Origin of the sequence: Pseudomonas sp. NFACC56-3, assembly GCF_900100025.1 — a bacterium.
In the GTDB taxonomy this organism is placed as follows: domain Bacteria; phylum Pseudomonadota; class Gammaproteobacteria; order Pseudomonadales; family Pseudomonadaceae; genus Aquipseudomonas; species Aquipseudomonas fluorescens_AA.
This window is the reverse complement of sequence record NZ_FMTK01000011.1, coordinates 139739-164927: the sequence shown is the minus strand read 5'-3', so window position 1 is coordinate 164927 and position 25189 is coordinate 139739. Positions and strand designations below refer to the sequence as shown.

Genomic DNA, 25189 nt, shown 5'->3' with positions numbered 1-25189 from the left:
GGGGATTTATCCCCGCTGGGGCGCGGAGCGGCCCTATCAATGGAGCCGGGCACCGAGGCGACAGATTAAAGGGGCGCTTCGCGCCCAACGGGGATAAATCCCCTCGCCACAGAGGTTGTCAGCCTCCCCTGCATTGAAACTCCAAGGCAATCAGCGCAACGCCGGGCCCTGGAACCCCATCCACATCGCCAAATGCTCGGCAATGCTTGCCCCCAGCTTCTTCGAGAAGCGGTCGAACGGCGATTCTTCGATGGTGAAGTCCACGAGATCTTTCTGACCGATCACATCCCGCGCCACTGAGCTGGCACTGCCCAACCCGTCGATCAGGCCCAACGGCAAAGCCTGCTCTCCAGACCAGACCAACCCGGAAAACAGCTCGGGGTGCTCCTTGTCCTTCAGGCGCTCGCCCCGCCCCTTCTTGACGCTGGCGATGAACTGCTTGTGAGTGGTGTCGAGCACACCCTGCCAGAAAGCGGTCTCTTCAGGTTTTTGTGGCTGGAACGGATCGAGGAAGGACTTGTGCTCGCCAGAGGTGTACACCCGACGCTCCACGCCCAGCTTTTCCATGGTGCCAACAAAACCATAGCCGGCCGCCGTCACGCCAATGGAGCCTACCAGGCTGGCCTTGTCGGCATAAATCTGGTCCGCGGCACTGGCGATGTAATAGGCGCCGGAAGCACCGAGGTCGGCAATCACCGCATAGACCTTGATATCCGGGTGCAACGCTCGCAAACGGACGATCTCGTCGTAGACGTACCCCGACTGCACGGGACTGCCGCCCGGGCTGTTGATCCGCAGCACCACACCCTTGACCTTCGAATCCTCGAAAGCCGCCCTCAGGCTGCCGACAATATTGTCCGCACTGGCAGGCTCCTTGTCGGCGATCATGCCTTCGATGTCGATCAACGCGGTGTAGGCCGAGCCGCTGACGGCGCTTTTCTCCATATTCATCAGCGGCGTGAACAAGGCCAGCGCGGCAAAGAGATAAATAAACGTCAACAACTTGAAAAAAATACCCCAACGACGGGAGCGGCGCTGTTCCTGGACACTCGCCAGCAAGGTCTTTTCCAACAGCTTCCAGCTCTTGTCGTCACCGCTTTCGGCGCTCGCCTTGACGGGTGCCTTCCATTCATCGGTCATGCGTGGATCCCCAGCAAACTTTATTGGGCGCGCCGGCTCAGCCAGGCGTGCAACTCAGGAAAATGGTCGATGGCCAATCGCGGCTCGAACACCCGTAGCGCCTCTATCGTTTGGGCCCCGTAGCTGACCGCCACCGACCCCATGCCAGCATTGCGCGCCATCTGCAGATCGAACGACGAGTCCCCCACCATCAGAGCCTGTTCCGGGCGCATGTTGCAGTGAGCCAGGATCTGCTCAAGCATCAGAGGGTGTGGCTTGCTGGCGGTTTCATCCGCAGCGCGGGTGATATCGAAATAATTGTCCCAGCCATGGGATTTCAATACGCGATCCAGACCACGACGGGCCTTGCCGGTCGCGACAGCCAGGCGATACCCCTCGGCACGCAGGGCATCCAGGGTGGCCGCCACTCCATCGAACAACGGCGAAGGCTCGGACTCCAGCGCAATATAGTGATCGGCATAGTGCTGGCGAAAAACCAGCAATGCTTCGTCATCGATCTGCGGATAGAGGCTGCGAATGGCTTCCGGCAACCCCAGGCCAATGATGCCCTTGACGGCAAAGTCATCGCAGCGGGCAAATTCCATGCGATCCGATGCGACATGCATCGCCTCCACAATCCGACCGATGGAGTTGGCCAAAGTACCGTCCCAATCGAAGATCAGCAATTTGTAATCAGGATGCACTCAGCCGCTCCACGGTCTTGGCCCACATATCATCCACCGGGGCCTGCAATTTCAGCTCGCCGCCATCGGGCAGCGGCACAGTGAGCATATAAGCGTGGAGAAACAGGCGCTTGCCGCCCAGGTCGCGGATTTCCTTGGTGAAATCGTCATCGCCGTATTTGCTGTCACCGGCGATGCAGTGGCCGGCGTGCAGGGTATGGACGCGGATCTGGTGCGTGCGCCCGGTCACCGGCTTGGCCTCGACCAAGGTGGCGAAGTCGTCGAAACGGCGCAATACCTTGAACACCGTCAGCGCCTCCTTGCCCTCCTCGTTGACTTCGACCATGCGCTCGCCGGAACGCAGGTTGCTCTTGAGCAGCGGCGCACGCACTTGCTTGATGGAAGTTTCCCAGCGGCCACGCACCAGCGCCATGTAGCGCTTGTCGACGCCGTCGCCGCGCAACTGCTCGTGCAGGTGGCGCAACATGCTGCGTTTCTTGGCGATCATCAGCAGGCCGGAGGTGTCGCGGTCGAGGCGATGGACCAGTTCCAGCTCCTTGGCGTCCGGACGCAACTGACGAAAGGCTTCGATCACACCGAAGTTCAGGCCGCTGCCGCCGTGAACCGCAATGCCCGCGGGCTTGTTGATCACGATCAGGGCCTTGTCTTCGTAGACGATCGAGGCTTCAAGGCGCTGCAACAATCCCTGGGCCAAGGGCACCGGCTCATCGCGCTCGGGCACGCGAACCGGCGGCACGCGCACGATATCACCGGCCTGGAGCTTGTATTCGGGCTTGATCCGACCTTTGTTCACACGCACTTCGCCTTTGCGCAAAATGCGGTAGATCAAGGTCTTGGGCACGCCTTTGAGCCGGGCCAGCAGGAAATTGTCGATTCGTTGGCCGGCATATTCCGGCGAGACCTCGAGCAGTTGAACGCCAGGGGTCGAAGGGGCAGTAGTTGTCATGGCGGCGATCATAACAATTTTTTATGGAATTGAAGCACTTAATCATTGCTGCTATAGTCGCGAACGCCGCCAAAAGTGGCTGGACAGTGGACCAGCGGTTAAAAACCGGCCCTGACCAACGCAATTCACGAGGACGAGAGGCCGTCCTACGGGGCTTTCGCTACGTAACGGTAGAGTTTTCAGGTGTAACGAGCGCAGGTGACATGAGGCCTGAAATACGCCGCAAAGCAGAGTTTTGACTCGCCTTGCGCGCCACATTCACGGCCAGTTCACAAAGTGCAGTCAGCTGCGAACGACCCCGAGCGAGAGCTTCGGAAACAACGCCTAAATTAGCCATGATGCGTGACCTCCCCTTCCGGAGCTCACGGTAAATGCCAACCCGCTGCGGATTCTGCGCGCGGCAGCACCCGAATTATCAGGGATACGTGTAGGGTGGAGACGTACAACCGTCGGACTGTGTAGCACTAGGCTTATATTTAGACGCTTCATCTCGTCCACAGACGCCGGTTGATTCCTCCTCCTGACTGAGTGCTTGAGTACCAGCAAGCAGGACGCGTCCGTCGCGACTTCGCCATCATTGGGTCGAACTCGCTGGACACTGGAATGGCCTCGCCATCTCCAGGACGCACCTGACACCGACCGTGAGAAGTCGTGTGTGCCGAACGCCGTTTCCGGCAGCCCGGAAACCGACGGTACTACATGAAAAGAATGCTGATTAACGCAACTCAACCCGAAGAGTTGCGTGTTGCACTGGTAGACGGCCAGCGCCTCTACGACCTGGATATCGAATCCGGTGCACGCGAGCAGAAGAAGGCCAACATCTATAAAGGCCGGATTACTCGCATCGAACCAAGCCTTGAGGCTGCCTTTGTCGATTTCGGCTCCGAGCGCCATGGCTTCCTGCCCCTCAAAGAAATCTCCCGCGAATACTTCAAGAAGGCCCCTGAAGGCCGCGTCAACATCAAGGACGTCCTGAGCGAAGGCCAGGAAGTCATTGTCCAGGTGGAAAAAGAAGAACGTGGCAACAAGGGCGCCGCCCTGACCACCTTCATCAGCCTGGCCGGCCGTTACCTGGTCCTGATGCCGAACAACCCGCGTGCCGGCGGCATCTCCCGCCGCATCGAAGGCGAAGAACGCAACGAACTGCGCGAGGCCCTCAACGGCCTGGTCGCGCCAGCCGACATGGGCCTGATCGTGCGCACTGCCGGCCTGGGCCGCAGCAGCGAAGAAATGCAGTGGGACCTCGACTACCTGCTGCAACTGTGGACTGCCATCAAAGAAGCCTCGCTGGATCGTTCCGCGCCGTTCCTGATCTACCAGGAAAGCAACGTGATCATCCGCGCCATCCGCGATTACCTGCGCCAGGACATCGGCGAAGTGTTGATCGACAGCGTCGAAGCCCAGGACGAAGCCCTGACCTTCATTCGCCAGGTGATGCCGCAGTACGCCAGCAAGATCAAGCTCTACGAAGACAGCGTTCCGCTGTTCAACCGTTTCCAGATCGAAAGCCAGATCGAGACCGCCTTCCAGCGCGTCGTCGAACTGCCGTCCGGCGGCTCCATCGTCATCGACCCGACCGAAGCCCTGGTGTCCATCGACATCAACTCGGCCCGCGCCACCAAAGGCAGCGACATCGAAGAAACCGCCCTGCAGACCAACCTTGAAGCCGCCGAGGAAATCGCCCGTCAGTTGCGCCTGCGCGACATCGGCGGCCTGATCGTCATCGACTTCATCGACATGACCCCGGCCAAGAACCAGCGCGCCGTGGAAGAAAAGGTCCGTGAATGCCTGGAAGCCGACCGTGCCCGCGTACAGGTCGGTCGCATCTCGCGCTTCGGCCTGCTGGAAATGTCCCGTCAGCGCCTGCGTCCGTCCCTGGGCGAAAGCAGCGGCATCGTTTGCCCGCGTTGCAACGGCACCGGCATCATCCGTGACGTCGAGTCGCTGTCCCTGGCGATCCTGCGCCTGATCGAAGAAGAAGCCCTGAAAGACCGCACCGCCGAAGTTCGCGCCCAGGTGCCGATCCCGGTGGCCGCGTTCCTGCTCAACGAAAAACGCAACTCGATCACCAAGATCGAACTGCGCACCCGCGCCCGCATCGTCATCCTGCCGAACGATCACCTCGAGACGCCGCACTTCGAAGTGCAGCGCCTGCGCGATGACAGCCCGGAAGCCCACACCAACCAGTCCAGCTACGAAATCGCTGCCGCTGCTGCCGAAGTGGAAGAAGTCCAGCCGGCCGCCGCCACTCGCACCCTGGTTCGCCAGGAAGCCGCGGTCAAGACTGCTCCGGCCCGCGCCAACGCTCCGGTTCCGACCGAAGTGGCCGCTCCGGTTGCCGCCCCGACCGCAGCCCCCGAGCCAAGCCTGTTCAAAGGCCTGGTGAAGTCGCTGGTCAGCCTGTTCGCCACCAAGGAAGAACCCGCTACCCCGGCCGTCGTCGCCAAGCCTGCCGCTACCGAGCGTCCTGCCCGCAACGAAGAGCGCCGCAACGGTCGCCAGCAGACCCGCAACCGCAACGGTCGTCGCGATGAAGAGCGCAAGCCTCGCGAAGAACGTGCACCGCGTGAAGAACGTGCGCCACGTGAGCCGCGTGAAGAACGCCAGCCGCGCGAAGCCCGTGAGGAAGCGCCAGCCGTAGCCCGCGAAGAACGCGCACCGCGTCCGCCGCGCGAAGAACGCCAGCCACGCGCACCGCGTGAAGACCGCAAGCCACGTGGCGAGCGCGAAGAACGTGTTCGTGAGCTGCGCGAGCCACTGGATGCCGCCCCGGCTGCGGCTGCCGCCACCGCTGAAGAGCGTCCAGCCCGCCAGCCTCGTGAAGAGCGCGCCCCGCGTCCTCCACGTGAAGAACGCCAGCCACGCGCCGAGCAGGCAGCCGCCGCTGCCAGCGAAGAAGAAGTGCTGAACGCCGAAGAGCAACTGCAGGAAGATGGCCAGGACACCGCCGAAGGCGATCGTCCACGCCGCCGCTCCCGTGGCCAGCGTCGTCGCAGCAACCGTCGTGAACGTCAGCGCGACGCCAACGGCAACGTGATCGAAGGTTCGGAAGAGTCCGAGTCCACCGAGAACGCCGAAGCGCCAAGCGCCGCGGACCTGGCCGCCGGCCTGGCCGTGACTGCGGCCGTTGCCAGCAGCGCGATCAGCGCCCCGGCTGAAGCCCAGGCTCACGAACAAGCCGAACGTGCCACCGCTGCGGTGGAAAGCGCGCCGGTCGAAGCGCCTGTGGTCGAAGCCACCACCCCGGTAGAAGCCACCGCCTCGCCAGAAGTGGAACTCGCACCGGCCCCTGACGCCCAGCCTGAAGCCGAAGTCGCCGTCGAGCCTGCACCGGTCGTCGAGGCCCCAGTCGTTGCTGCCGAACCGGTCGTCGAAGCACCGGCCGAGGAAAAGGCACCAGAGCCTGTCCGCGAAGAGCAGACTGCGTTCAACTGGAGCGCCGAGCCAGCCGCACCGGCACCTGTTGTCGAGCCTGAGCCGACACCAGAGCCCGTGAAAGCGGTCGAGCCAGAAGTGGTCGAGCCTGCTCCAGTGGTCGAGGCGCCGGTGGTTGCCGAAGCCCCTGCCCCGGTGGAGCCTGCACCTGCCAGCGCCCTGACCGCGAATGGCCGTGCACCGAACGATCCACGTGAAGTGCGTCGTCGCAAGCGTGAAGCCGAGCGTCTGCAGAAGGAAGCTGAACTAGCTGCCGCTGCCGCCGCTCAAGCGCCTGCTGCCGAGCCTGCGCCAGTCGTGGAAGAAGTTGCCGAGGCAGCCCCTGCCCCGGTCGCCGAAACCCCGGTTGAATCAGCTCCGACGTTCGACGAGCCTCAGCACACCGCTGAAGAAATCGCGCCACGTCACCCTGAAGCCCTGGAAAAAGAGCACGAGCCTAAACCTCACGCCTGATTCCACCGCCCAGTAAAAAGCCCCGCCTGGTAACCCCAGGCGGGGCTTTTTTATGCCTCATGACTTATCCACATAACTCTGCGGAAGCCGAGTCTTGGCACAAGGCATATCCGCTGAAGATCCAATGTGGGAGCGGGCTTGCTCGCGAAGGCTTGGGTACATCCAACATCTTCGCAAGCTGACACACCGATTCGCGAGCAAGCCCGCTCCCACAGGTATCTGCTGCATCGCTATTACTTGAAGACCAGTGCCTCTGGCACATCCACATCCCACGTCACGCCAGGGTCGTCCACCGGCACTTCGACCACTTGCGCCCCGGCAAACAATACCTTGGCTCCCCGATCGCCGGTCAGCGCCATCAGTTTCGGCCCAAACTCACCACCGAATCCCACCGGATGCCCATACTCACCGGCCAGGACCGGCACGCTGATGCCGTCCGCGCGAATCCCCGCCACCACCTGCTCGATGCTCGACGGCAGGATGAAGGGCATGTCGCCCAGCACCATCAGCCAGCCATCAAGCTCAGGGCAGGCCTGGACACCGGCGGCAATGCTGTCGCCCAGGCCGGGGGAGTCCAGTTCCACGAAATCGCAGCCATAGGCCTGGGCCATGCGAATGGCTTGCGGCCGGTCCTTGCGCGCCACCAGCACGCGCTTTTCCAGGGAGGCTGGCAGATTCACCAGCACGTGCTCGATCACCGAGCGCACGGCACCGTCCCGCCCGGTGCAATCGGCGAGCAATTTATCCTTGCCGGGGCCTGCAATCCCGCGAAAACGGCTGCCCGTTCCGGCCGCCAGGATGATCACGCCAATCGACTCGCTCATACGCCCTCCTTACCCACGGCTTACAGCGTTTTTTTCTGCCGCAGTTCCACGCCGTTCTTGATGGCCACGATTTCGGCCAGTAGCGACAAGGCGATTTCCGCCGGGGTGTGGCTGCCGATGTGCAAGCCGATCGGTCCATGCAAGCGGTCAATCGCCTCCGCAGACAAGCCTAGCTGAGCCAGGTTGTCCCGGCGTTTCTGGCTGTTGACCCGCGAACCCAGGGCGCCGACATAAAACGCCTTGGAGTCCAGGGCCGTGAGCAGCGCCATGTCGTCCAGGCGTGGATCATGGGTCAGCGCCACAATGGCCGTGCGCTCGTCGGTCTGGATGCTCAATACGGCTTCGTCGGGCATCCCCGAGACGAAGCGCCCATGCTGCTCCTCCCAACCATAGACGAACTCCTTGCGCGGATCGCAGATCAGCACTTCGAAGTCCAGCAGCCGGGCCATTTCCGCCACGTAGCGCGACAATTGCCCGGCACCGATCAGCAGCAACCGCCAACGCGGGCCGTAAATGGCCCGCAGCACCTGCCCATCGAACACCAGGGCGTCGGTCTTGCTGGCCGGGGTCAGGACCACGTTGCCACTGGTCACCGTCAGCTCACGGGCGACGATTTCATGGGCTTCGCAGCGCTCCAGCAACGCTGCGACCCACTGCGGATCGCCCACCCGCTCCTCGGTCAGGCGCAGGGTCCCGCCGCACGGCAGCCCGAAGCGCGCCGCTTCTTCGCGGGTGACGCCATAGGTGATCAGTTGCACCGGCGGACCGTCCGCCGGAATACGGCCGTCGTGCAGCCGGGCGATCAGGTCATCCTCGACACAACCGCCCGACACCGAACCGATCACCACGCCATCTTCGCGCAGGGCCAGCATCGCCCCCGGCGGCCTTGGCGCAGTGCCCCAGGTCTGGACCACGGTGAACAACACCACCCGCTGCCCGGCGCGGCGCCACTCGAGCACGCTGCGCAGGACATTCAGATCGACGCTGTCCATCAGGCCTTGGCCTGTTGCCAGCCTTGCAGCTGATAGCGCACAGGCAGGGTACGGATACGCTGACCGGTGGCGGCGAAAATCGCGTTGCACAGGGCCGGCGCGATCGGCGGCACGCCCGGCTCGCCAACACCCCCCAACGGTACCTCACCCGGCGGCGTGACCAGGTGCACGGCCACTTCCTTGGGCGCCAGGGACATGCGCGCCACTTCGTACATATGGAAATTGTCCTGCTGCACCTTGCCATCCTTGAAACTGATTTCGCCCACCATGGCATTGCCCAGGCCCATGACGCAGGCGCCTTCGAATTGGGAGCGGATGCGCTCGGGGTTGATCTGCGGGCCGCAGTCCACGGCGATGTCCGCCTTGTGCACGATCACCGTGCCATCGTCCTTGACCTCCACCTCGAGCACCGCCGCCACGTAGGTGACGAAGCTGTAGTGCACCGCCAGCCCCAGGCCACGGCCCTTGGGCAGTTCCCGGCCCCAACCGGCGGCCTTCGCGGCGGTTTCCAGCACCGTGCGGATCCGCGCCGTATCAATCGGGTAACGCTCGGGGGATTCGCCGTAGTTCCATTCTTCGCTCAAGGTACGCGGATCGATCTTGCGGTCCGGCCCGAGCAATTTGACCTGGTACTTCAGCGGATCCTGGCCGGCTTTGTGGGCCAGTTCGTCAATGAAGCTCTGGATTGCGAAGCCGTGAGGAATGTTCGACACCGAGCGATACCAGCCCACCCGGGCATGGGCCACCGCTTCGGGGTTTTCCAGGCGCAGGTTGGGAATGGCGTAGGCCATGTTGGTCACGCCCATGCCTATTTCGAACGGCGCCTCATGAGTCATGCCCGGTGCAAACAGTGCGGTGATGCTCGGGGCTACGGTGCGGTGCAGCCAACCGGACGGCATGCCGTCCTGGTTCAGGCCGGCCTTGAGGTATTCGGCCGATACGGTGTGGAAGTACGAGTGATGAATGTCGTCCTCGCGGGTCCATTGCACCCGTACCGCCTGGCCGGGAAACTCCTTGGCGAGGACCGCCGCCTCGACGACAAAGTCGGGTTTCGACTTGCGTCCGAAACCGCCGCCCAGCAACGTGATGTTCACCGTGACCTTCTCGAAAGGAATACCCAGGCGTTCGGCGACACGTTCACGGGTCACCTGCGGCGCCTGGCTCGGCGCCCAAGCCTCGCATTGGCCGTCCTTGAACCGGGCGACGGCAACCATCGGTTCCATGGGGGACTGGGACAGGTGCGGCAAGTAATACGACGCCTCCAACGTCGAATCAGCCTTGGCCAGCGCATCGTCGAGGTCACCGCTGCTGCGCACGACTTTTCCAGGCTTGAGGGCGGCCGCTTCCAGTTCCTTGCGATAGGCAATGGAGTCATAACCGGCATTCGGGCCATCGTCCCACTGGATTTTCAGCGCCTCGCGGCCCTTGATCGCCGCCCAGGTGTTCTTCGCCACCACCGCTACGCCGCCCAACGGCTGGAATTCCGAGGGCAGCGGACGTCCCTCTATCTGGACCACCTTGAGCACGCCCGGTACCTTCAGCGCCGCGCTGCTGTCCACGCTCTTGACCTTGCCGCCATAGACCGGCGGACGCGCGATGACCGCATAGAGCATGCCGTCGAAATGCACATCGGCACCAAACACCGCACGACCGTTGACGATGTCCGCGCCATCGATGGCCCGGCTCGCCTCCTTGCCGATGTAGCGGAACTCGGATGGCTGCTTGAGACGCAAGCTGTCACGGGCCGGCACCGGCAAGGCACTGGCGGCGGCAGCCAATTCGCCATAGCCCAGTTCGCGTCCCGACGGCTGGTGCAGCACTTTGTGCAGTTGGGCATGGCATTCACCCACCGGGACCTTCCACTGGGCGGCAGCGGCCAGTTCCAGCATGGTCCGGGCGGCAGCCCCGCAACGGCGCATCGGCTCGTACCAGTGACGCATGCTGCGCGAACCGTCGGTGTCCTGGTTGCCGAAACGCGCCTCATCGGCCGGCGCCTGCTTGACCTTGACGAGCGCCCAGTCAGCGTCCAGTTCGTCGGCGACCACCATGCTCAGGCTGGTGCGCACGCCCTGGCCCATTTCCGAACGGTTGCAGATCACGGTCACGCTGCCATCGGTGGCAATGCTGACGTACACCTTCGGGTCGTCGACAGCGCCATGGGGCATGCCCTCGGCGCCGAATTTCTTTTCCTCGGCAAAGGCATCCGGCAGGCCCCACGTCGCCGCCAGCACCAGCACGCCGGTGGCGCTCGCACCCTTGAGGAAACCACGGCGGCTGAGGTTGCTCAGTACAAAATCATCGGGCAAGCGGCTCATGCCTTGGCCTCCTTCAGGTGAGTGGAAGCCTGGCGGATCGCGGTCTTGATCCGGTTATACGTGCCGCAACGGCAGATGTTGCCGACCATGGCTTCTTCGATCTGCTCATCGCTCGGGTTGGGGTTGGTCTTGAGCAACGCGGTGGCGGACATGATCTGCCCGCCCTGGCAGTAACCGCACTGGGCCACCGCCGTGTCGAGCCAGGCCTTCTGGACGATTTGCCCGACCGGGTCGGCATGAAGCCCGTCGATGGTGCTGACGTCCTGCCCTTTCACCGAGCCGATGGGTGTGATGCAACTGCGCGCCGGGGCGCCGTCGATGTGGATGGTGCAGGCGCCACACAGGCCCATGCCGCAGCCGAACTTGGTGCCGTTGTAACCGGCCACGTCCCGGATAGCCCACAGCAGCGGCATGTCCTCGGTCACATCCAGTTGATGGTCTTTTCCATTGAGTTTCAGGGTAATCATGGGCACGCCCGCATAGTGATCGAGTTATGGGGTCGAGCAATCTGCCGCTTAGGTAACAGGTCGGTTGTCGCAGACTGGCTCAGGCTGATCGGGCTCTCTTATGCAGGCGCACGCAGGCGTCTGCATCGGGCCTTTAGGATGCGATGATCGCATCGTTAGCGAACTAAATTAACCCAGGATCAAGCAAAACGCCCTGCACAATCCTGCACAAATGTTCATGTGCAAGAGTGTGCAGGGCGTTTTTCAGGTGCTGGGTGAGGCGGCTCAGTACCGATTGGGCTCCATTTCCAGCTCGACCTGGAAACGTTCGGCAATGTCTTTCTGGATCCGCAGGGCCAGGTCCAACAGTTGCGGGCCGGTGGCATTGCCGTAGTTGACCAGTACCAACGCCTGCAACTTATGCACCCCGGCATCTCCCTCGCGAAAGCCCTTCCAGCCGGCCCGTTCGATCAGCCAGCCGGCGGCGATCTTCATTTGCCCTGCTGGCTGTGGATAAGCCACAAGATCAGGGTATTGCTGCTTGAGATACGCCACGTGTGTGGCCGGCACCAGCGGGTTCTTGAAGAAGCTGCCGGCATTGCCCAGCATGGCCGGGTCGGGGAGTTTTTCGCTGCGGATGCTGCAAATGGCCCGGCTGACATCCGTCGGCGTCGGCTGATCGATGCCCTGTTCGGTCAATCGTTGGCGGACCGGGCCGTACTCCAGGTGCAAGTGTGCGGCGCGGCTGAGGGTAAAGCGCACCCGCAGGATCAACCAGCGACCCGCTTGCTGCTTGAACAGGCTGTCGCGATAAGCAAACCGACAGTCTTCAAGGGTGAAGTCCTTCAGCTCGCCGGTCTGGCGATCCAGCGCAGTGAGGCCGGCGAAGACATCCTTGATTTCCACACCGTAGGCGCCGATGTTCTGCATCGGTGCCGCGCCTACGGTACCGGGAATCAGGCTGAGGTTTTCCAGGCCCGACCAACCTTGCGCCAGCGTATGTTGGACGAAGGGATGCCAGGGTTCCCCGGCTTCGGCCTCGATCACCACCCGTTCGCCATCATCGCTGAGCAAACGGATCCCCTGGCTGGCCATGCGCAGTACCAAGGCGTCGATGTCGCCGGTCAGCAGCAGGTTGCTGCCGCCGCCGATCACCAGCAGCGGCACGGCATGCTCGCGGGCATAGGCCAGCGCCTGGCGAACCTCCCCATCGTCGCGGGCTTCGGCGAATAATCGGGCGCTGACGTCCACGCCAAAACTGTTGAAGGGCTTGAGGCTGACGCCCGCCCGTACCTGCAAGGTCATAACCGCCCCTTCAATTCGATCACTAGGCGATCGGTGGCCCGCTCGATCAAGTCCAACACCTGCTCGAAGCCCTGCTCGCCGTCGTAGTACGGGTCCGGCACGTCATCGAGTTCGGCTTCGTAGCGCCGCAGGAACAGATCCAGCTCGGCCTTGCCATTGGCCGGTTGCAGGGCCTGGAGATTGCGCAGGTTGCTGCTGTCCATCGCCAGGATCAGGTCATAGGCGGCGAAATCGGCGCGCGTCACCTGTTGCGCGCGCTGGGCCGACAGGTCGTAGCCACGCTTCAAGGCCGCCGCCTGGCTGCGCTTGTCCGGGGCCTTGCCGACATGCCAGTCACCGGTGCCGGCGGAAGCGACTTCCACCTGCCCGGCCAGCCCGGCCTCTCGCAACTTGTGGCGCAAGATGCCTTCGGCGGTGGGCGAGCGGCAGATATTGCCGAGGCACACGAACAGGACCCGCATCAGGCCTCCAGCAGGCGACGAACGCGCTCGAGGTCTTCGGCGGTGTCGACACCGGTCGGCGGGGCCACCAACGCATCGGCGACATGGATCCGCACGCCATGCCACAGCGCTCGCAGCTGTTCCAGGGCTTCAGTGTTTTCCAGCCAGCACGGGCCCCAGGCGACGAAGTCCTGGAGGAAGCCGGCGCGGTAGGCGTAGATGCCGATGTGACGACGGTACGGCACGCCTTGCGGCATCACGTCGCGACCTTGGGCGAATGCATCCCGCGCCCAGGGCAACGTCGCACGGCTGAAGGTCAACGCCAGGCCATTGAGGTCGCTGACCACCTTGACCACGTTGGGATTGAACAGGGTCTGCACATCCTCGATCGGCTCGGCCAGGGTGGCCATGCGCGCTTCGGTGTGGGTCGCGAGGTTGGCGGCGACCTGATCGATCACGCTCGGCGGGATCAACGGCTCGTCACCTTGTACATTGACCACAATCGCGTCGGCGGCAAGACCAAGCTTCGCCGCGACCTCCGCCAGGCGATCGGTACCGGAATTATGGTCTTCGCGCGTCAACACGACCTCGGCGCCAAAGCCTTTGCAGGCCTCGACGATACGCGCATCGTCAGTCGCCACCACCACGCGCTGGGCGCTGCTTTTACTGGCTTGCTCCCAGACGTGCTGGATCATCGGCTTGCCGGCGATCGACAGCAACGGCTTGCCGGGCAGGCGCGTCGAGGCGAAGCGCGACGGAATGACAACGGTAAAGGCGGTGGTCATTTATCCAGACGCTCGTCGGTGGTCAGGGTACGGGCTTCGCTTTCGAGCATCACCGGGATGCCGTCGCGAATCGGGTAGGCCAGGCCGGCACCCTTGCTGATCAGTTCGGTCTTGTCGGCGCTGAGCTTGAGTGGACCTTTGCAGACCGGGCAGGCCAGAATATCGAGCAGTTTGGTGTCCATGGAATTCCCCTGGGTAAACAGTGTTAAGGCAAGAGCCGATCCGGCAACAGGCGCATCAATTGCGTATCGAACCAGGCCGCGAAGGCCGGCGACGGCGCGGCGTCCACCGCCAGGTACCACCAGTCGGGCGCAGCGAAGGCACGGCATTTGACCGCGTCCTTTTCCGTCATGACCACCGGCAGGGATGGCGTGAAGTTCAAGGCCTGGGCGCTGTATTCGGCATGGTCGGCAAACCCGTGCGGTATTGGCCGCCAGTGTAGCGTTTCGAGGGTCGTGAAGAAACGCTGGGGGTTGCCGATGCCGGCCACGGCGTGCAAGGCCTGGCCGGGTGGAAAATGGTCGAGGGGGCGGCGTTCGCCACTGGCCAGGTTCACCAGTTCGGTGGGACGCAATTGGAAGGCGAAGCCGTCTTCGCGATCGGTACTGGCGCCGTTGTAGAGCACGGCGTCGACCGATTGCAGGCGCTCGACCGGTTCGCGCAACGGCCCGGCGGGCAGGCAACGCCGGTTGCCCAGGCCCCGGGCGCTGTCGATCAGCACCAACTCAAGGTCCCGGGCCAGCCGATAATGCTGCATGCCGTCGTCGGACAGGATCAGGTCCAGCGGCTCGGCCTTCAACAACGCCTGGACCGCGCGGCTGCGGTCGGGGTCGATCATCAACGGCACGCCCGTGCGCTGGACGATCAACAGCGGCTCGTCGCCCGCGACGTCGGCACCCTGCCCGGCCGCGACCCGCCACGGCAGTTGCGGCGGCTTGGCGCCATAGCCCCGGCTGACCACCCCGACCCGCAAGCCACTGCGCTGGCAGTGCTGGATCAGCCACAGGATCAACGGCGTCTTGCCAGTGCCACCCACGGTGATATTACCCACCACCACCAACGGCACGGGGGGCTGGTAGATCGGGCCTTCACCCGCCAGGAAACGCTCGCGCTTGCCCACCACCACCCGCCGGTACAACCACTCCAGGGGCCGTAGCAGGGTCAGGGCCGGGTGGCCTTCATACCACGCGGCAAGCAGTCGATCGGACATGGCCATCAGGGTGCGGGAGCCGCCTCGACCGTGGTCATGCGCAGATGGCTGAAACCGAGCTTGCCGGCCGCGTCCATGGCGGTGATCACCGATTGATGAGGGGTCTTGCCGTCGGCGCTGATGGACAGCGGCAGGTTGGTATCGCCGCCGGATTCTTTTTGCAGGGCCTCGATCAGGCTCGCCAGGTCGCTCTTGGGCAGCAACTGGTTATTCACCGAGAACGCCCCTTCGGCGCTGATGGTGACTTCCAGGTTCTTCAATTGCTGGTCTTCGGCCGGCGAGCCGCTGACGGCTTGCGGCAATTCAACCTTGAGCTGGGTTTCCCGGGTGAACGTGGTGGTCACGACGAAAAACAGCAGCAGGATGAACACCACGTCGATCAGCGACGCGAGGTTGATCTCGATGTTTTCCCGTGGCTTGCGGCGGAATTTCACTGCTTGCCCCCAGCCAGGTCCACGTCACGGTCACCCTGCACCACCTCGACCAGCTTGATGGCTTCCTGCTCCATGCCAACGACCAACTCGTCGACGCGGCGTTGCAGGAACCGATGGAAGAACACCGCCGGAATCCCCACCATCAGGCCGGCGGCGGTGGTGATCAGGGCCTTGGAAATCCCACCGGCCAGTACCGCGGCATTGGTAGTCATCCCGGAACCGGTAAACGCGCTGAAGATGTCGATCATGCCCAGCACCGTTCCCAGCAGCCCCAGCAACGGGGACATGGCGGCGATGGTGCCCAGGGCGTTGATATAACGCTCCAGTTCATGGATGACCCGGGCGGCGGCTTCCTCGATGCACTCCTTCATGATCTCGCGACCATGCTTGGAGTTCGCCAGGCCCGCGGCGAGGATTTCCCCCAGCGGCGAACTGGCCCGCAGCTCCTTGAGCTTGTCCTTGTTCAGCTGCTTGTCCTTGATCCAGACCCAGACCTGCCCGAGCAGATGCTCCGGCGTCACGCGGCTGGCCCGCAGGGTCCACAGGCGTTCGGCAACGATACCCAGTGCCGCGATGGAACTCAGAATGATCGGCAACATCATCCAGCCGCCGGATTTGACCAATTCCCACACAGTGACTGCCCCCTCGAAAAAGTGCGCCACTTTATCACACACACTCGCCTTGCAGACCCGCCCCGCCGATAAGCGCATCAGCCGATTGCCCTGGATCAATGTTGCCCCGGTGGCCCGACGACGGGCGGGTCGCGCCAGTAACGTCGGTGCCCGGCCTCGGTGCGCGGCAACTCGAACGCGCCCAGTTGCAGACGAATGGCGCCCTGCTCGGCGCTGTCGTAGATCGCCAGGCCCGAGCGGCGGTAGCGGGCCATCACTTGGGGATGGGGATGACCGAACGCGTTGCCCTGCCCTCGAGAGATCAACACCGAATGCGGCTTGAGGCGCGACAACAACGCCATCGACGACGAACTGCGGCTGCCGTGATGAGGCGCGGCCAGCCACTGGATCGGTCGCGCCAGGGCCTCGTCGAGCAAAGCGCGCTCGGCAGGGGTGTCGATATCGCCAGTCAACAGCAGGCGTTCACCGCCGGCCTCCACCAGCAAGACACAGGACTTCTGGTTGCTTTCGACAGCAGATGCCCAGCGCCACAGCTCGAACCCGACGCCATCCCATTCCCAGCGCCTGCCGCTGTCGCAAGGCCCGGCTTGCAGTTCATCGGGCAGCGCGTCCGGATCGCCACTGATGACTTCCATCGTCGGCAGCCCATTGCGCACCGCTTGGGCGCCGCCGGCATGATCGGCGTCGGCATGGCTGAGGAGCATCAGGTCCAAGCCGTGCACACCGAGCTTGCGCAAGGTCGGCAGTACGACGCGTTCGCCCGCATCGGCCTCGCCAAAGCGCGGCCCGGCGTCGTAAAGCAGGCTGTGATGCCGGGTGCGTACCAGCACCGCCAGCCCTTGGCCCACGTCCAGTTGCCAGACCTCGGCATGCCCTTGCGGCAGGTGTTCTCGCGGCGGAAACACCATCAGCAGCACCATCGGCCACCCCAGTACACGCAGCGGCACGCCTTTGGGCAATAGCAGCAGAAATGCCCCTGAAGCGGCGATGCCCAAGGCCCACGGCGGGACCGCGACGGGGACCCAGGCGGGTATTCGTCCGGCAATCAGCCCCAGCCCCTTGAACAACAGATCGAGCAACCCGCCGGCGATCCACAGCAGGCCTTCACCGATGAGCGGCACCGGCAACAACGCCGTGCCGAGCAGCGCTGGCGGCAAGACCAGCAGGCTGATCCAGGGCACCGCGAGCAAGTTCACCAGCGGCCCGCTGAGGCTGACCGGCAAGCCCACGATCAACAGCAACGGACACAGGCCGACCGCAACCAGCCACTGGGCACGGGTCCAGGTTTGCCACCAGCGCCAGGGCCCCAGGCGAGCGCCAAAGGTAAATATCAAGATGGCGACGGCCGCAAACGACAACCAGAACCCTGGCCGCAGGCTGGCGAGCGGGTCGAACACCAGCACCCCGGTGAAAGCCAACAGCCATGCCCACCACGGATCCGGCTGTTTGAAACGCAAGCGCCACAGCAACACCAGGCCAATCATCGCGCAGGCCCGTCGCACCGGCACCTCGAAGCCGGCGAGCAAGCCGTAGCCCAGGGCGGCGCAAAAGGCCAGCGCACAGGCCCAGGGCAACCACGCCAGCCCTGCCGGCCACAGGCCATAACGCGCCGCGCCGGCCACCAACAGATACACCAGGCCGGCCAGCAGACCGATGTGCTGCCCGGAGATCACCAGCAAATGGACGGTGCCGGTGTCTTGCAAAATCTGCCAATCCTCGCGACTCAGGCCGCCGCCGTCGCCCAGGACCAATGCCGCCAGCGCGCCGGAGCGGCCGTGGGCGTCGACCTGTGCCAGCGCCTGGCGCACTTCGTCACGCCAGGCGCCCCGGGCCGCTTGCAGGAGACGCCCGTCCTTGACGGTACCGGTCGCGCCAATGCCACGGCTCAACAACCAGGCGGCATAGTCGAAACCGTGTGGATTCAACAACCCGGCGGGCCGCTTGAGCTTCACTGCCAATCGCCATCGTTCGCCACTGTTGATAGGCGGCCCTCCGAACCAGGCCAGGCGCATCGTTGTCGGTAAGCGGGTACGACGTGAATGGGCATCGGCCAGTTCGAAGCGCACCACGCCGTCGCCCTGTTGCGGCAAACCGACGACGCGCCCTTCGACCCAGCGGGTTTCTCCGTCCAGGGCGGCGGGCAATCGATTGTCCAGCGCCCACTGCGCCGACAGGCAGGCCCAGGCCAGCCCGAACAGGAAAAAACCCAGCGGGTAGGTTCGAAACGGCAACACCATCAGCGCCAGCACCGGCATGGCTGTCACCAGCCACAACGGCGGCAGTGCCGGTAAACCAATCGGGGCCAACAACCCCAATGCAAGCGCGACTAACCCTGTGCGCATAACCCGTCCTTGAGAGTGCCCCTCTTCAGGCATAGACGCTCGGCGGCACCCCTGGCGTTATCAATTGTCACAAAGTCTGAATCTGCCAGCCGTAGAATCCAGACATACTTGCGGCCTTACTGCGTTGAACCGACCGAGAAGCCTATGCCCCGGCGCCTATTCAAACGTTACATGCCAGACCCAGAGAGCATTCGGGAACATAAATCCTTACGTTTTCTCGGCACCCTGCTGCACGACCCCAACCTTTGGCACCTCAATCGGCACTCCGTGGCCCGGGCGATGGCTGTTGGCCTGTTTGCCGCGTTCTTGCCGATCCCGTTGCAGATGTTGCTGGCCGCCGCGTTGGCCGTGACGGTGCGCGGCAATATGCCGATCGCGGTGAGCCTGGTGTGGCTGACCAATCCGATCACCATGCCTGCGGTGTTTTTCTGCACCTACCAGACCGGCGCCTGGCTGATGGACGTGCCTGCCCGGACACTGCCCGAAGAACTGACCTGGGAATGGATCAGCGGCCAGTTGTCCACCTTGTGGCAGCCATTCCTGTTGGGCTCGGTGGTGACCGGCCTGGTGCTCGGCGCCCTGGCCTACTTCGTCACCATGAGTTACTGGCGCTGGTGGGTGGCGCGACAGTGGCGGCGACGCAAGAAAAGCCGGATGTGAGATGCAAAAAAGGCCTCCTGGGAATGGAGGCCTTTCTTGTATTTCGACTGACGCCATCGCGAGCAAACACCCGCAAGGGAATGCATTTCAATGTGGGAGCGAGCTTGCTCGCGATAGCGGTGTGTCAGCCAGAAAATGGCTGAATGACCCGACGCCATCGCGAGCAAGCTCGCTCCCACATGGCTGGGGTCAGGTGCGCATGCCGCGCCCGCTGACCAGCAACCGCGCGCAGCCGATGTAGAGCACCACGGTGGCCACCAGCATGAAGGTAATGGCGATGCTGATCTTGATGTCCGACACCCCGAGGATGCCGTAGCGGAACGCGTTGACCATGTGCAGCACCGGGTTGGCCAGGGACACGGTCTGCCAGAACGGTGGCAACAGGGAGATCGAGTAGAACACCCCGCCCAGGTAGGTCAGCGGCGTGAGCACGAACGTCGGGATAATCGAAATATCATCGAAGTTGCGCGCAAACACGGCATTGATGAACCCCAGCAGCGAAAAGATCGTGGCCGTGAGCACCACCACCAATATCGTCACCCCCAGGTGATGCACCTGCAGATCGGTGAAGAACAACGACAGCAGGGTCACGATCAGGCCAACCGCCAGGCCGCGCAGGACACCGCCCAAGGCGTAGCCGATGAGGATCGTGTGGGGCGACACCGGCGAGACCATCAGCTCTTCGATCGAACGCTGGAACTTGCTGCCGAAGAAACTCGACACCACGTTGCCGTAGGAGTTGGTGATCACCGACATCATGATCAGCCCCGGCACGATGTAATCCATGTACGTGAAGCCACCCATGTCGCCGATCTGCCGGCCGATCAGGTTACCGAAGATCACGAAGTACAAGACCATGGTGATGGCCGGCGGCAGCAGCGTCTGCGGCCAGATCCGCGTGAAACGCCGGACTTCACGGTAAACGATGGTATTGAGGGCGATGAGGTTGGGGCGCAGTTCGGAACTCATGCTCATACCGCCACCTTCGCCAGATTCTTCTCCACCAGGGACACGAACAACTCCTCGAGGCGATTGGTTTTGTTGCGCAGGCTCAGCACTTCAATGTTCTGCAGGGCCAGTTGGGTGAACAGCCCGGTGATGCCCACGGCTTTGTCCACCTGCACTTCCAGGGTACGGCTGTCCACCAGGCGGGCCGGATAGCCGACGAGCTGGGGGGCGGTCTTCAGGTCATGTTTCAGGTCCAGCAGGAAGGTTTCCACATGCAGTTGGCTGAGCAACTGGCGCATGCTGGTGTTCTCGACAATGGTGCCGTGGTCGATGATGCCGATGTTGCGGCACAACTGCTCAGCCTCTTCCAGGTAATGGGTGGTGAGGATGATGGTGATGCCTTTCTGGTTCAGCTCGGTCAGGAAGCTCCACATCGAGCGACGCAACTCGATGTCCACGCCGGCGGTCGGTTCGTCGAGGATCAGCAGACGCGGCTCATGCACCAGCGCGCGGGCGATCATCAGGCGACGCTTCATGCCCCCGGACAGTGAACGGGACGGCACGTCACGCTTGTCCCACAGGCCCAATTGGGTCAGGTACTGCTCGGCGCGCTCGTTGGCGATCTTTGGCGGGATGCCGTAGTAACCGGCCTGGGTCACGACGATGTCGAAGGTCTTTTCGAACTGGTTGAAGTTGAATTCCTGGGGCACCACGCCGATGCAGCGCTTGAGGGCTGCGGGCTCGCGGTCCAGGTCATGACCAAAGACGTTCACCGTGCCGCTGGTCTTGTTCACCAGGGTGGAAAGAATGCCGATGGTGGTGGATTTGCCGGCACCGTTAGGGCCGAGCAAGGCGAAGAAATCACCTTCGGCGACGTCCAGATCGATACCACTCAAGGCCTGGAAACCGTTGCCGTAGGTTTTGGTTAGCTGCCGGATGGACAGAGCGGAACTCATATCGGATTACGCACCAAGAAGGGAGGGAAGAAAAGAATAGATAAGGGCGGGCGGCGAGCAATGCAACACGGCGCACCAAGGCAATGGTGCTTGGCGTCGCCGCACAAGTACAGTCAAGTGTGTTGATAGTAGGTATTAAGTCAACGCGGTCATGACGGCTTTTCGGTAGGCCGGGCGCTGCTGCAACCGCGCGTACCAGGCCTGTACGGCAGGCCGCTCGGCGCGCTGGATGGGCATCTCGAACCAGGCATAAATGAAACTGCCCAAGGGAATGTCGCCCATGCCGATTTCATCACCCGACAGGTAAGGCTGTTCACTCAAGGTCCGCTCGACTATGGCCAGCAAATCGTCGCACTCCTTGATCGCCGCGTTGATGGCCGTCCAATCCTGTTGTTCGGCCGGGGTGCGCAAGACGCCCCAGAACACCGTGCGAAACGGTGCGGCAAAGCTGGACGTGGTCCAGTCCATCCATTTTTCAGCCTGGGCCCGGGCCTGTACGTCAGCAGGATACCAGGCCGATCCCGACGCATGACGGGCCGCCAGGTAACGCACGATGGTGTTGGACTCCCACAGCACGAAGCCGTCGTCCTCGATCGTCGGCACGCGGCCGTTGGGGTTTTTCGCGCGGTACTCGGGCGTGTCCACCACACCGAACGCCCCGCCCGCATCGATAGCCTCGTAGGCCAGCCCCAACTCCTCCGCGCACCATAATGCCTTGCGCACATTCGATGAATTTTTCCGGCCCCATATCTTCAGCATCACGGCGTCCTCGATGGATAAATGCCGCAGCAGCATACGCCTGATCAGGCGCGACTCAAATCGTCCTGCATGTCGCCGAGCAAGCGCGGCACCTGTTCGCCGAACAGGTGCGGGTAGCACTTCTCCAGGTGTTCGAAGAAGAATGCCTCGGGCACGTCGGCGAACTGACCATGGTCGGTGATGTACTCCATCAGCTTCGCCCCTTGCCGATTGAACGGGTGGAAGACACTGTCGTGGCGACCGTCGAACTCGAGCGGGGCCACGTCGAACAACGCGCACAAGCCCTGGTTGAAAGCCGGCGTGGCCTTGACCCAGCGGTCGTTCAGGTACAGCTCGGTATAACCGTGCATGGCGAACACGTCGCTCCTGAGCAGTTCCAGCAGACGCGGGGTGGACAGGTGGTTGCGTACATCCGCCAGGCCGATACGCGCCGGGATGCCGCAATGCCGGGCGCAGCCGGCCAGCAAGGTGGCCTTGGGCACGCAATAGCTTTCACTCGCAGCCAGCGCATAACTGCCGCACAGGGTCGCCGGGTCGCGACTGAAGGTATAGGGGTTGTAGCGCACCGCCTCGCGCACGGCGTAATACAGGCTGACCGCCTGGGCCCGCGGGTCGCGCTCGGCGCCGCGGTGGGTTTCGGCGAAGTCGATGACCGCGGGATGATCGCTGTCGATGAAGCGGCCGGGGTTCAGGTATTGCTGCATGTAAGGAAAGACCTCTCGGGAAACATCACCGCAGGTAATGCCGAACCAGATCGTTGTGGTGAACTGGCATCGGGAAACCACGAGTTTATCCACCGCCCCGGCCCAACGATAACGGCATTCCGGCCAAACAATGGCGTTTTCTCACCTTGTTAACGAACGATTTCCCACGGCTGTTGCCAACCAGACTGGCGCAATGCAACCAGGGTTTCCCACGAAATCAATCACATCGCGCCGACTGCCGGTTTTGCAGATGCCGTCTAAGCTCTGAAGGTCGGTTTTGCCTTGGTTCACGGAGGATTACATATGCTGTTGTTGTGGATACTGGTCCTGGTTGTCGGGATCGCCTGGCTGGCGCATCGGCGCACCGCCCCGCTGCCCGCGCTGGGTATCGTCGCGATCTACCTGTTGGCCATGGGCATTTTCAGCCATGCGCCCGGCTGGCTGATGCTGATCCTCTGGGTGGTGCTCGCGGCTGTCGCGGCCCCGCTGCTGCTACCGGACCTGCGCCGCAAATATTTCAGCGCGCCGATGTTCGACTGGTTCCAGAAAACCCTGCCACCCATGTCCGAGACCGAGCGCGACGCCATCGATGCCGGCACGGTGTGGTGGGATGGCGAACTGTTCAGCGGCCGCCCGGACTGGGACTTGCTGCTGGCCTACCCCAAGGTGCAACTGACCGAGGAGGAGCAGGCGTTCCTCGACGGCCCTACCGAAGCCCTCTGCGCGATGGTCAGCGACTGGCAGATCGGCCAGGCCATGGACCTGCCCCCTGAAGCCTGGGCCCATATCAAGGAACACGGGTTCTTCGCACTGATCATTCCCAAGGAATATGGTGGCAAGGGCTTCTCCGCCTATGCCCACTCCCAGGTCGCGATGAAACTGGCCACGCGCAGCGGCGACCTGGCCTCCACCGTGATGGTCCCCAACTCCCTCGGCCCGGCGGAACTGCTGCTACACTACGGCACCGACGAGCAACGCGACCATTACCTGCCGAGACTGGCCCGCGGCGACGATATCCCCTGCTTCGCCCTGACCGGGCCGCTGGCCGGCTCCGACGCCGGGGCGATGCCCGACACCGGCATCATCTGCAAGGGTGAATGGGAGGGCCAGGAAACCCTCGGCCTGCGCCTGAACTGGGAAAAACGCTACATCACCCTCGGCCCGGTGGCCACGCTCCTGGGCCTGGCCTTCAAGGCGTATGACCCCGACCACCTGCTGGGTGACGAAGAAGACCTGGGCATCAGCCTCGCCTTGATTCCCACCGACACCCCGGGCGTGCATATCGGCCGCCGTCACCTGCCCCTGGGCGCCGCGTTCATGAACGGACCGAACTGGGGCAAGGACGTGTTCATCCCGCTGGACTTCCTCATCGGCGGTCAGGCCATGCTCGGCAAGGGCTGGATGATGCTGATGAACTGCCTGTCGGTCGGGCGCTCGATTTCCCTGCCGGCGGTGGGCACCGGCGCTGCGAAGTTCACCAGCCTGGTGACGGGCCAGTACGCCCAGGTGCGCGAACAATTCAACGTACCGTTGTCGGCGTTCGAAGGTATCCAGGAGGCCATGGCGCGCATCGGCGGCAACGCCTGGTTGATGGATGCGGCACGCATGCTGACCGCCAACGCCGTGGACCTGGGGGAAAAACCTTCGGTGCTGTCGGCCATTCTCAAGTACCACCTGACCGAGCGTGGTCGCGAGTGCATCAGCCACGCCATGGACGTACATGGCGGCAAGGGCATCATCATGGGCCCGAACAATTACCTGGGGCGCAGTTGGCAAGGTGCGCCAATCTTCATCACGGTCGAAGGCGCGAACATTCTGTCGCGCAACCTGATGATCTTCGGCCAGGGCGCCATTCGCTGCCATCCGTTCGTCCTCAAGGAAATGGCCCTGGCAACCCGTGAAGACAAGGCCCAGGCGCTGGTCGAGTTCGATGCCTTGTTGCTCAAGCACATCGGTTTCGCCGTCAGCAACGCCGCCAGCACCCTGGTGCTCAACCTGGGCCTGGGGCATTTCGAGAGGGCTCCCGGCAATGCCTTGAGCCAGGGTTATTTCCGCGCCCTCAACCGGCAGGCTGCGGCATTCGCGCTACTGGCGGACTTGAGCATGATGCTGCTGGGCGGAGAGCTCAAACGCCGCGAACGCTTGTCGGCCCGCCTGGGCGACGTCTTGAGCAACCTGTACCTGGCGTCCGCCGCGCTCAAGCGTTATCACGATCTGGATTCGCCGGACCACATGACACCGCTGTTCACCTGGGCCATGGAAGAAAGCCTCGGCCAGTCGGAACGTGCGCTGGATGAACTGCTGAGCAACTTCCCGAACCGGGTACTGGGCTACCTGTTGCGCCTGGTGGTGTTCCCCTTCGGTCGGCGTCACAAGGGCCCGAGCGACAGGCTCGACGCCGAGGTGGCCGCGGTCATCGGCCGGCCCAAGGGTGACCCGACTCTCGAAGAGTTGCTGCAGGGTTGCTATCGCCCGCAATCGACCGACGATCCGGTGGGCGCCCTGCAACACGCCGCCGACCTGCTGGCGGCCGCCCATCCGCTGCACAAGAAACTGCACGGTGCGCTCAAGCAGGGTCAGCTCAATCCGGCGCCTGGCGAACCCCTCATCGATGCGGCCCTGGAGGCCGGTGTGCTGCAAGCCGGTGAAGCGCAGACCTTGCACGCGGCCGAGGCGGCGCGGCGCAAAGTCATCGACGTGGATGATTTCGACAAGGCCGAACTGACGCTGGCCCCAGACAAGGTCCGTTGATACTGATGGCCAGGTACGCCGTCACCTGT

General features: G+C 63.2%; 22 protein-coding genes. 3 read left to right on the top strand and 19 right to left on the bottom strand.

Translation table 11 applies throughout. The features are described 5' to 3' along the window. Positions 1-150 precede the first annotated feature (150 nt). From BLO80_RS16795 to rluC, 3 genes are read right to left on the bottom strand one after another with little or no spacing between them, the layout of a single operon-like run. Positions 151-1140, bottom strand: a complete 990-nt coding sequence (locus BLO80_RS16795) for a S49 family peptidase (protein WP_092328274.1) — start codon at positions 1138-1140, stop codon at positions 151-153. A 20-nt stretch (positions 1141-1160) separates the two neighbouring features. Beyond that, positions 1161-1823, bottom strand: a complete 663-nt coding sequence (locus BLO80_RS16790) for an HAD-IA family hydrolase (RefSeq protein WP_092328276.1) — start codon at positions 1821-1823, stop codon at positions 1161-1163. Beyond that, positions 1813-2769 carry a 23S rRNA pseudouridine(955/2504/2580) synthase RluC gene (gene rluC, locus BLO80_RS16785; RefSeq protein ID WP_060743156.1) on the bottom strand — a complete coding sequence of 319 codons (957 nt, stop codon included), beginning with the start codon at positions 2767-2769 and terminating at the stop codon, positions 1813-1815. The genes BLO80_RS16790 and rluC overlap by 11 nt, the downstream gene beginning before the upstream one ends. A 699-nt stretch (positions 2770-3468) precedes the next feature. Between rluC and rne the strand changes: the two genes are divergently transcribed. Then, the gene (gene rne, locus BLO80_RS16780; RefSeq protein WP_371914578.1) at positions 3469-6657 is read left to right on the top strand and encodes a ribonuclease E; all 3189 of its coding nucleotides are present in this window, start codon (positions 3469-3471) and stop codon (positions 6655-6657) included. A 233-nt stretch (positions 6658-6890) separates the two neighbouring features. On the opposite strand, the gene BLO80_RS16775 is transcribed toward rne, so the two are convergent. From BLO80_RS16775 to BLO80_RS16720, 12 genes are all read right to left on the bottom strand, one after another. After that, positions 6891-7481 (bottom strand): nucleotidyltransferase family protein, encoded by a 591-nt coding sequence (locus BLO80_RS16775; protein ID WP_092328279.1) that lies wholly within the window; start codon positions 7479-7481, stop codon positions 6891-6893. Positions 7482-7501: 20 nt separating this feature from the next. After that, entirely contained in the window at positions 7502-8473 is a 972-nt protein-coding gene (locus BLO80_RS16770; RefSeq protein ID WP_092328280.1) for an XdhC family protein, read from the bottom strand. After that, positions 8473-10788 (bottom strand): xanthine dehydrogenase family protein molybdopterin-binding subunit, encoded by a 2316-nt coding sequence (locus tag BLO80_RS16765; protein WP_092328282.1) that lies wholly within the window; start codon positions 10786-10788, stop codon positions 8473-8475. Before BLO80_RS16765 ends, BLO80_RS16770 begins: the two co-directional genes overlap by 1 nt. Then, positions 10785-11255, bottom strand: a complete 471-nt coding sequence (locus BLO80_RS16760; protein WP_092328283.1) for a (2Fe-2S)-binding protein — start codon at positions 11253-11255, stop codon at positions 10785-10787. Before BLO80_RS16760 ends, BLO80_RS16765 begins: the two co-directional genes overlap by 4 nt. Positions 11256-11519: 264 nt before the next feature. Further along, the gene (gene murB / locus BLO80_RS16755) at positions 11520-12539 is read right to left on the bottom strand and encodes a UDP-N-acetylmuramate dehydrogenase (RefSeq protein ID WP_092328285.1); all 1020 of its coding nucleotides are present in this window, start codon (positions 12537-12539) and stop codon (positions 11520-11522) included. Then, positions 12536-13000 (bottom strand): low molecular weight protein-tyrosine-phosphatase, encoded by a 465-nt coding sequence (locus BLO80_RS16750; RefSeq protein WP_060741219.1) that lies wholly within the window; start codon positions 12998-13000, stop codon positions 12536-12538. The genes murB and BLO80_RS16750 overlap by 4 nt, the downstream gene beginning before the upstream one ends. Continuing rightward, the gene (gene kdsB / locus BLO80_RS16745) at positions 13000-13764 is read right to left on the bottom strand and encodes a 3-deoxy-manno-octulosonate cytidylyltransferase (protein ID WP_092328286.1); all 765 of its coding nucleotides are present in this window, start codon (positions 13762-13764) and stop codon (positions 13000-13002) included. The genes BLO80_RS16750 and kdsB overlap by 1 nt, the downstream gene beginning before the upstream one ends. Beyond that, positions 13761-13946 carry a Trm112 family protein gene (locus tag BLO80_RS16740; RefSeq protein ID WP_003179363.1) on the bottom strand — a complete coding sequence of 62 codons (186 nt, stop codon included), beginning with the start codon at positions 13944-13946 and terminating at the stop codon, positions 13761-13763. The genes kdsB and BLO80_RS16740 overlap by 4 nt, the downstream gene beginning before the upstream one ends. 23 nt (positions 13947-13969) lie before the next feature. Beyond that, positions 13970-14980 (bottom strand): tetraacyldisaccharide 4'-kinase, encoded by a 1011-nt coding sequence (lpxK, locus tag BLO80_RS16735; RefSeq protein WP_092328288.1) that lies wholly within the window; start codon positions 14978-14980, stop codon positions 13970-13972. After that, complete coding sequence (locus tag BLO80_RS16730) at positions 14980-15408, bottom strand: ExbD/TolR family protein (RefSeq protein WP_053123850.1); 429 nt, start codon at positions 15406-15408, stop codon at positions 14980-14982. Before BLO80_RS16730 ends, lpxK begins: the two co-directional genes overlap by 1 nt. Beyond that, positions 15405-16040 carry a MotA/TolQ/ExbB proton channel family protein gene (locus BLO80_RS16725; RefSeq protein ID WP_162491247.1) on the bottom strand — a complete coding sequence of 212 codons (636 nt, stop codon included), beginning with the start codon at positions 16038-16040 and terminating at the stop codon, positions 15405-15407. The genes BLO80_RS16730 and BLO80_RS16725 overlap by 4 nt, the downstream gene beginning before the upstream one ends. A gap of 95 nt (positions 16041-16135) precedes the next feature. Continuing rightward, positions 16136-18382, bottom strand: a complete 2247-nt coding sequence (locus BLO80_RS16720) for a DNA internalization-related competence protein ComEC/Rec2 (RefSeq protein WP_092328289.1) — start codon at positions 18380-18382, stop codon at positions 16136-16138. Between the two features lie 144 nt (positions 18383-18526). On the opposite strand from BLO80_RS16720, the gene BLO80_RS16715 reads away from it, so the two are divergent. Next, positions 18527-19042 (top strand): DUF2062 domain-containing protein, encoded by a 516-nt coding sequence (locus BLO80_RS16715; protein ID WP_046063671.1) that lies wholly within the window; start codon positions 18527-18529, stop codon positions 19040-19042. Between the two features lie 189 nt (positions 19043-19231). Here BLO80_RS16715 and BLO80_RS16710 read toward each other — a convergent pair whose 3' ends face one another. The 4 genes from BLO80_RS16710 to BLO80_RS16695 all read right to left on the bottom strand — a co-directional run bounded on the left by BLO80_RS16710 (position 19232) and on the right by BLO80_RS16695 (position 22409). After that, positions 19232-20011, bottom strand: coding sequence for an ABC transporter permease (locus BLO80_RS16710; protein ID WP_175459515.1), 780 nt, complete (start codon positions 20009-20011; stop codon positions 19232-19234). A gap of 2 nt (positions 20012-20013) precedes the next feature. Next, positions 20014-20946 (bottom strand): ABC transporter ATP-binding protein, encoded by a 933-nt coding sequence (locus tag BLO80_RS16705; RefSeq protein ID WP_092201886.1) that lies wholly within the window; start codon positions 20944-20946, stop codon positions 20014-20016. Positions 20947-21081: 135 nt separating this feature from the next. After that, a complete protein-coding gene (locus tag BLO80_RS16700; RefSeq protein WP_092328471.1) occupies positions 21082-21705 on the bottom strand; it encodes a glutathione S-transferase family protein in 624 nt (207 codons plus the stop codon). A 44-nt stretch (positions 21706-21749) separates the two neighbouring features. Continuing rightward, positions 21750-22409: a transglutaminase-like domain-containing protein gene (locus BLO80_RS16695; protein ID WP_092201884.1), complete on the bottom strand. Its 660-nt coding sequence runs from the start codon at positions 22407-22409 to the stop codon at positions 21750-21752. 303 nt (positions 22410-22712) lie between these two features. On the opposite strand from BLO80_RS16695, the gene BLO80_RS16690 reads away from it, so the two are divergent. Continuing rightward, complete coding sequence (locus BLO80_RS16690; RefSeq protein ID WP_092328293.1) at positions 22713-25160, top strand: acyl-CoA dehydrogenase; 2448 nt, start codon at positions 22713-22715, stop codon at positions 25158-25160. The last annotated feature ends 29 nt before the right edge of the window (positions 25161-25189 follow it).

Excerpts from the sequence above, each read along its gene's own strand:
- BLO80_RS16795 (WP_092328274.1), bottom strand. The coding sequence starts at position 1,140 with ATGACCGATGAATGGAAGGCACCCGTCAAGGCGAGCGCCGAAAGCGGT.
- rluC (WP_060743156.1), bottom strand. The coding sequence starts at position 2,769 with ATGACAACTACTGCCCCTTCGACCCCTGGCGTTCAACTGCTCGAGGTC.
- rne (WP_371914578.1), top strand. The coding sequence starts at position 3,469 with ATGAAAAGAATGCTGATTAACGCAACTCAACCCGAAGAGTTGCGTGTT.
- BLO80_RS16775 (WP_092328279.1), bottom strand. The coding sequence starts at position 7,481 with ATGAGCGAGTCGATTGGCGTGATCATCCTGGCGGCCGGAACGGGCAGC.
- BLO80_RS16770 (WP_092328280.1), bottom strand. The coding sequence starts at position 8,473 with ATGGACAGCGTCGATCTGAATGTCCTGCGCAGCGTGCTCGAGTGGCGC.
- BLO80_RS16765 (WP_092328282.1), bottom strand. The coding sequence starts at position 10,788 with ATGAGCCGCTTGCCCGATGATTTTGTACTGAGCAACCTCAGCCGCCGT.
- BLO80_RS16760 (WP_092328283.1), bottom strand. The coding sequence starts at position 11,255 with ATGATTACCCTGAAACTCAATGGAAAAGACCATCAACTGGATGTGACC.
- murB (WP_092328285.1), bottom strand. The coding sequence starts at position 12,539 with ATGACCTTGCAGGTACGGGCGGGCGTCAGCCTCAAGCCCTTCAACAGT.
- BLO80_RS16750 (WP_060741219.1), bottom strand. The coding sequence starts at position 13,000 with ATGCGGGTCCTGTTCGTGTGCCTCGGCAATATCTGCCGCTCGCCCACC.
- kdsB (WP_092328286.1), bottom strand. The coding sequence starts at position 13,764 with ATGACCACCGCCTTTACCGTTGTCATTCCGTCGCGCTTCGCCTCGACG.
- BLO80_RS16740 (WP_003179363.1), bottom strand. The coding sequence starts at position 13,946 with ATGGACACCAAACTGCTCGATATTCTGGCCTGCCCGGTCTGCAAAGGT.
- lpxK (WP_092328288.1), bottom strand. The coding sequence starts at position 14,980 with ATGGCCATGTCCGATCGACTGCTTGCCGCGTGGTATGAAGGCCACCCG.
- BLO80_RS16720 (WP_092328289.1), bottom strand. The coding sequence starts at position 18,382 with ATGCGCACAGGGTTAGTCGCGCTTGCATTGGGGTTGTTGGCCCCGATT.
- BLO80_RS16715 (WP_046063671.1), top strand. The coding sequence starts at position 18,527 with ATGCCCCGGCGCCTATTCAAACGTTACATGCCAGACCCAGAGAGCATT.
- BLO80_RS16710 (WP_175459515.1), bottom strand. The coding sequence starts at position 20,011 with ATGAGTTCCGAACTGCGCCCCAACCTCATCGCCCTCAATACCATCGTT.
- BLO80_RS16705 (WP_092201886.1), bottom strand. The coding sequence starts at position 20,946 with ATGAGTTCCGCTCTGTCCATCCGGCAGCTAACCAAAACCTACGGCAAC.
- BLO80_RS16700 (WP_092328471.1), bottom strand. The coding sequence starts at position 21,705 with ATGCTGAAGATATGGGGCCGGAAAAATTCATCGAATGTGCGCAAGGCA.
- BLO80_RS16695 (WP_092201884.1), bottom strand. The coding sequence starts at position 22,409 with ATGCAGCAATACCTGAACCCCGGCCGCTTCATCGACAGCGATCATCCC.
- BLO80_RS16690 (WP_092328293.1), top strand. The coding sequence starts at position 22,713 with ATGCTGTTGTTGTGGATACTGGTCCTGGTTGTCGGGATCGCCTGGCTG.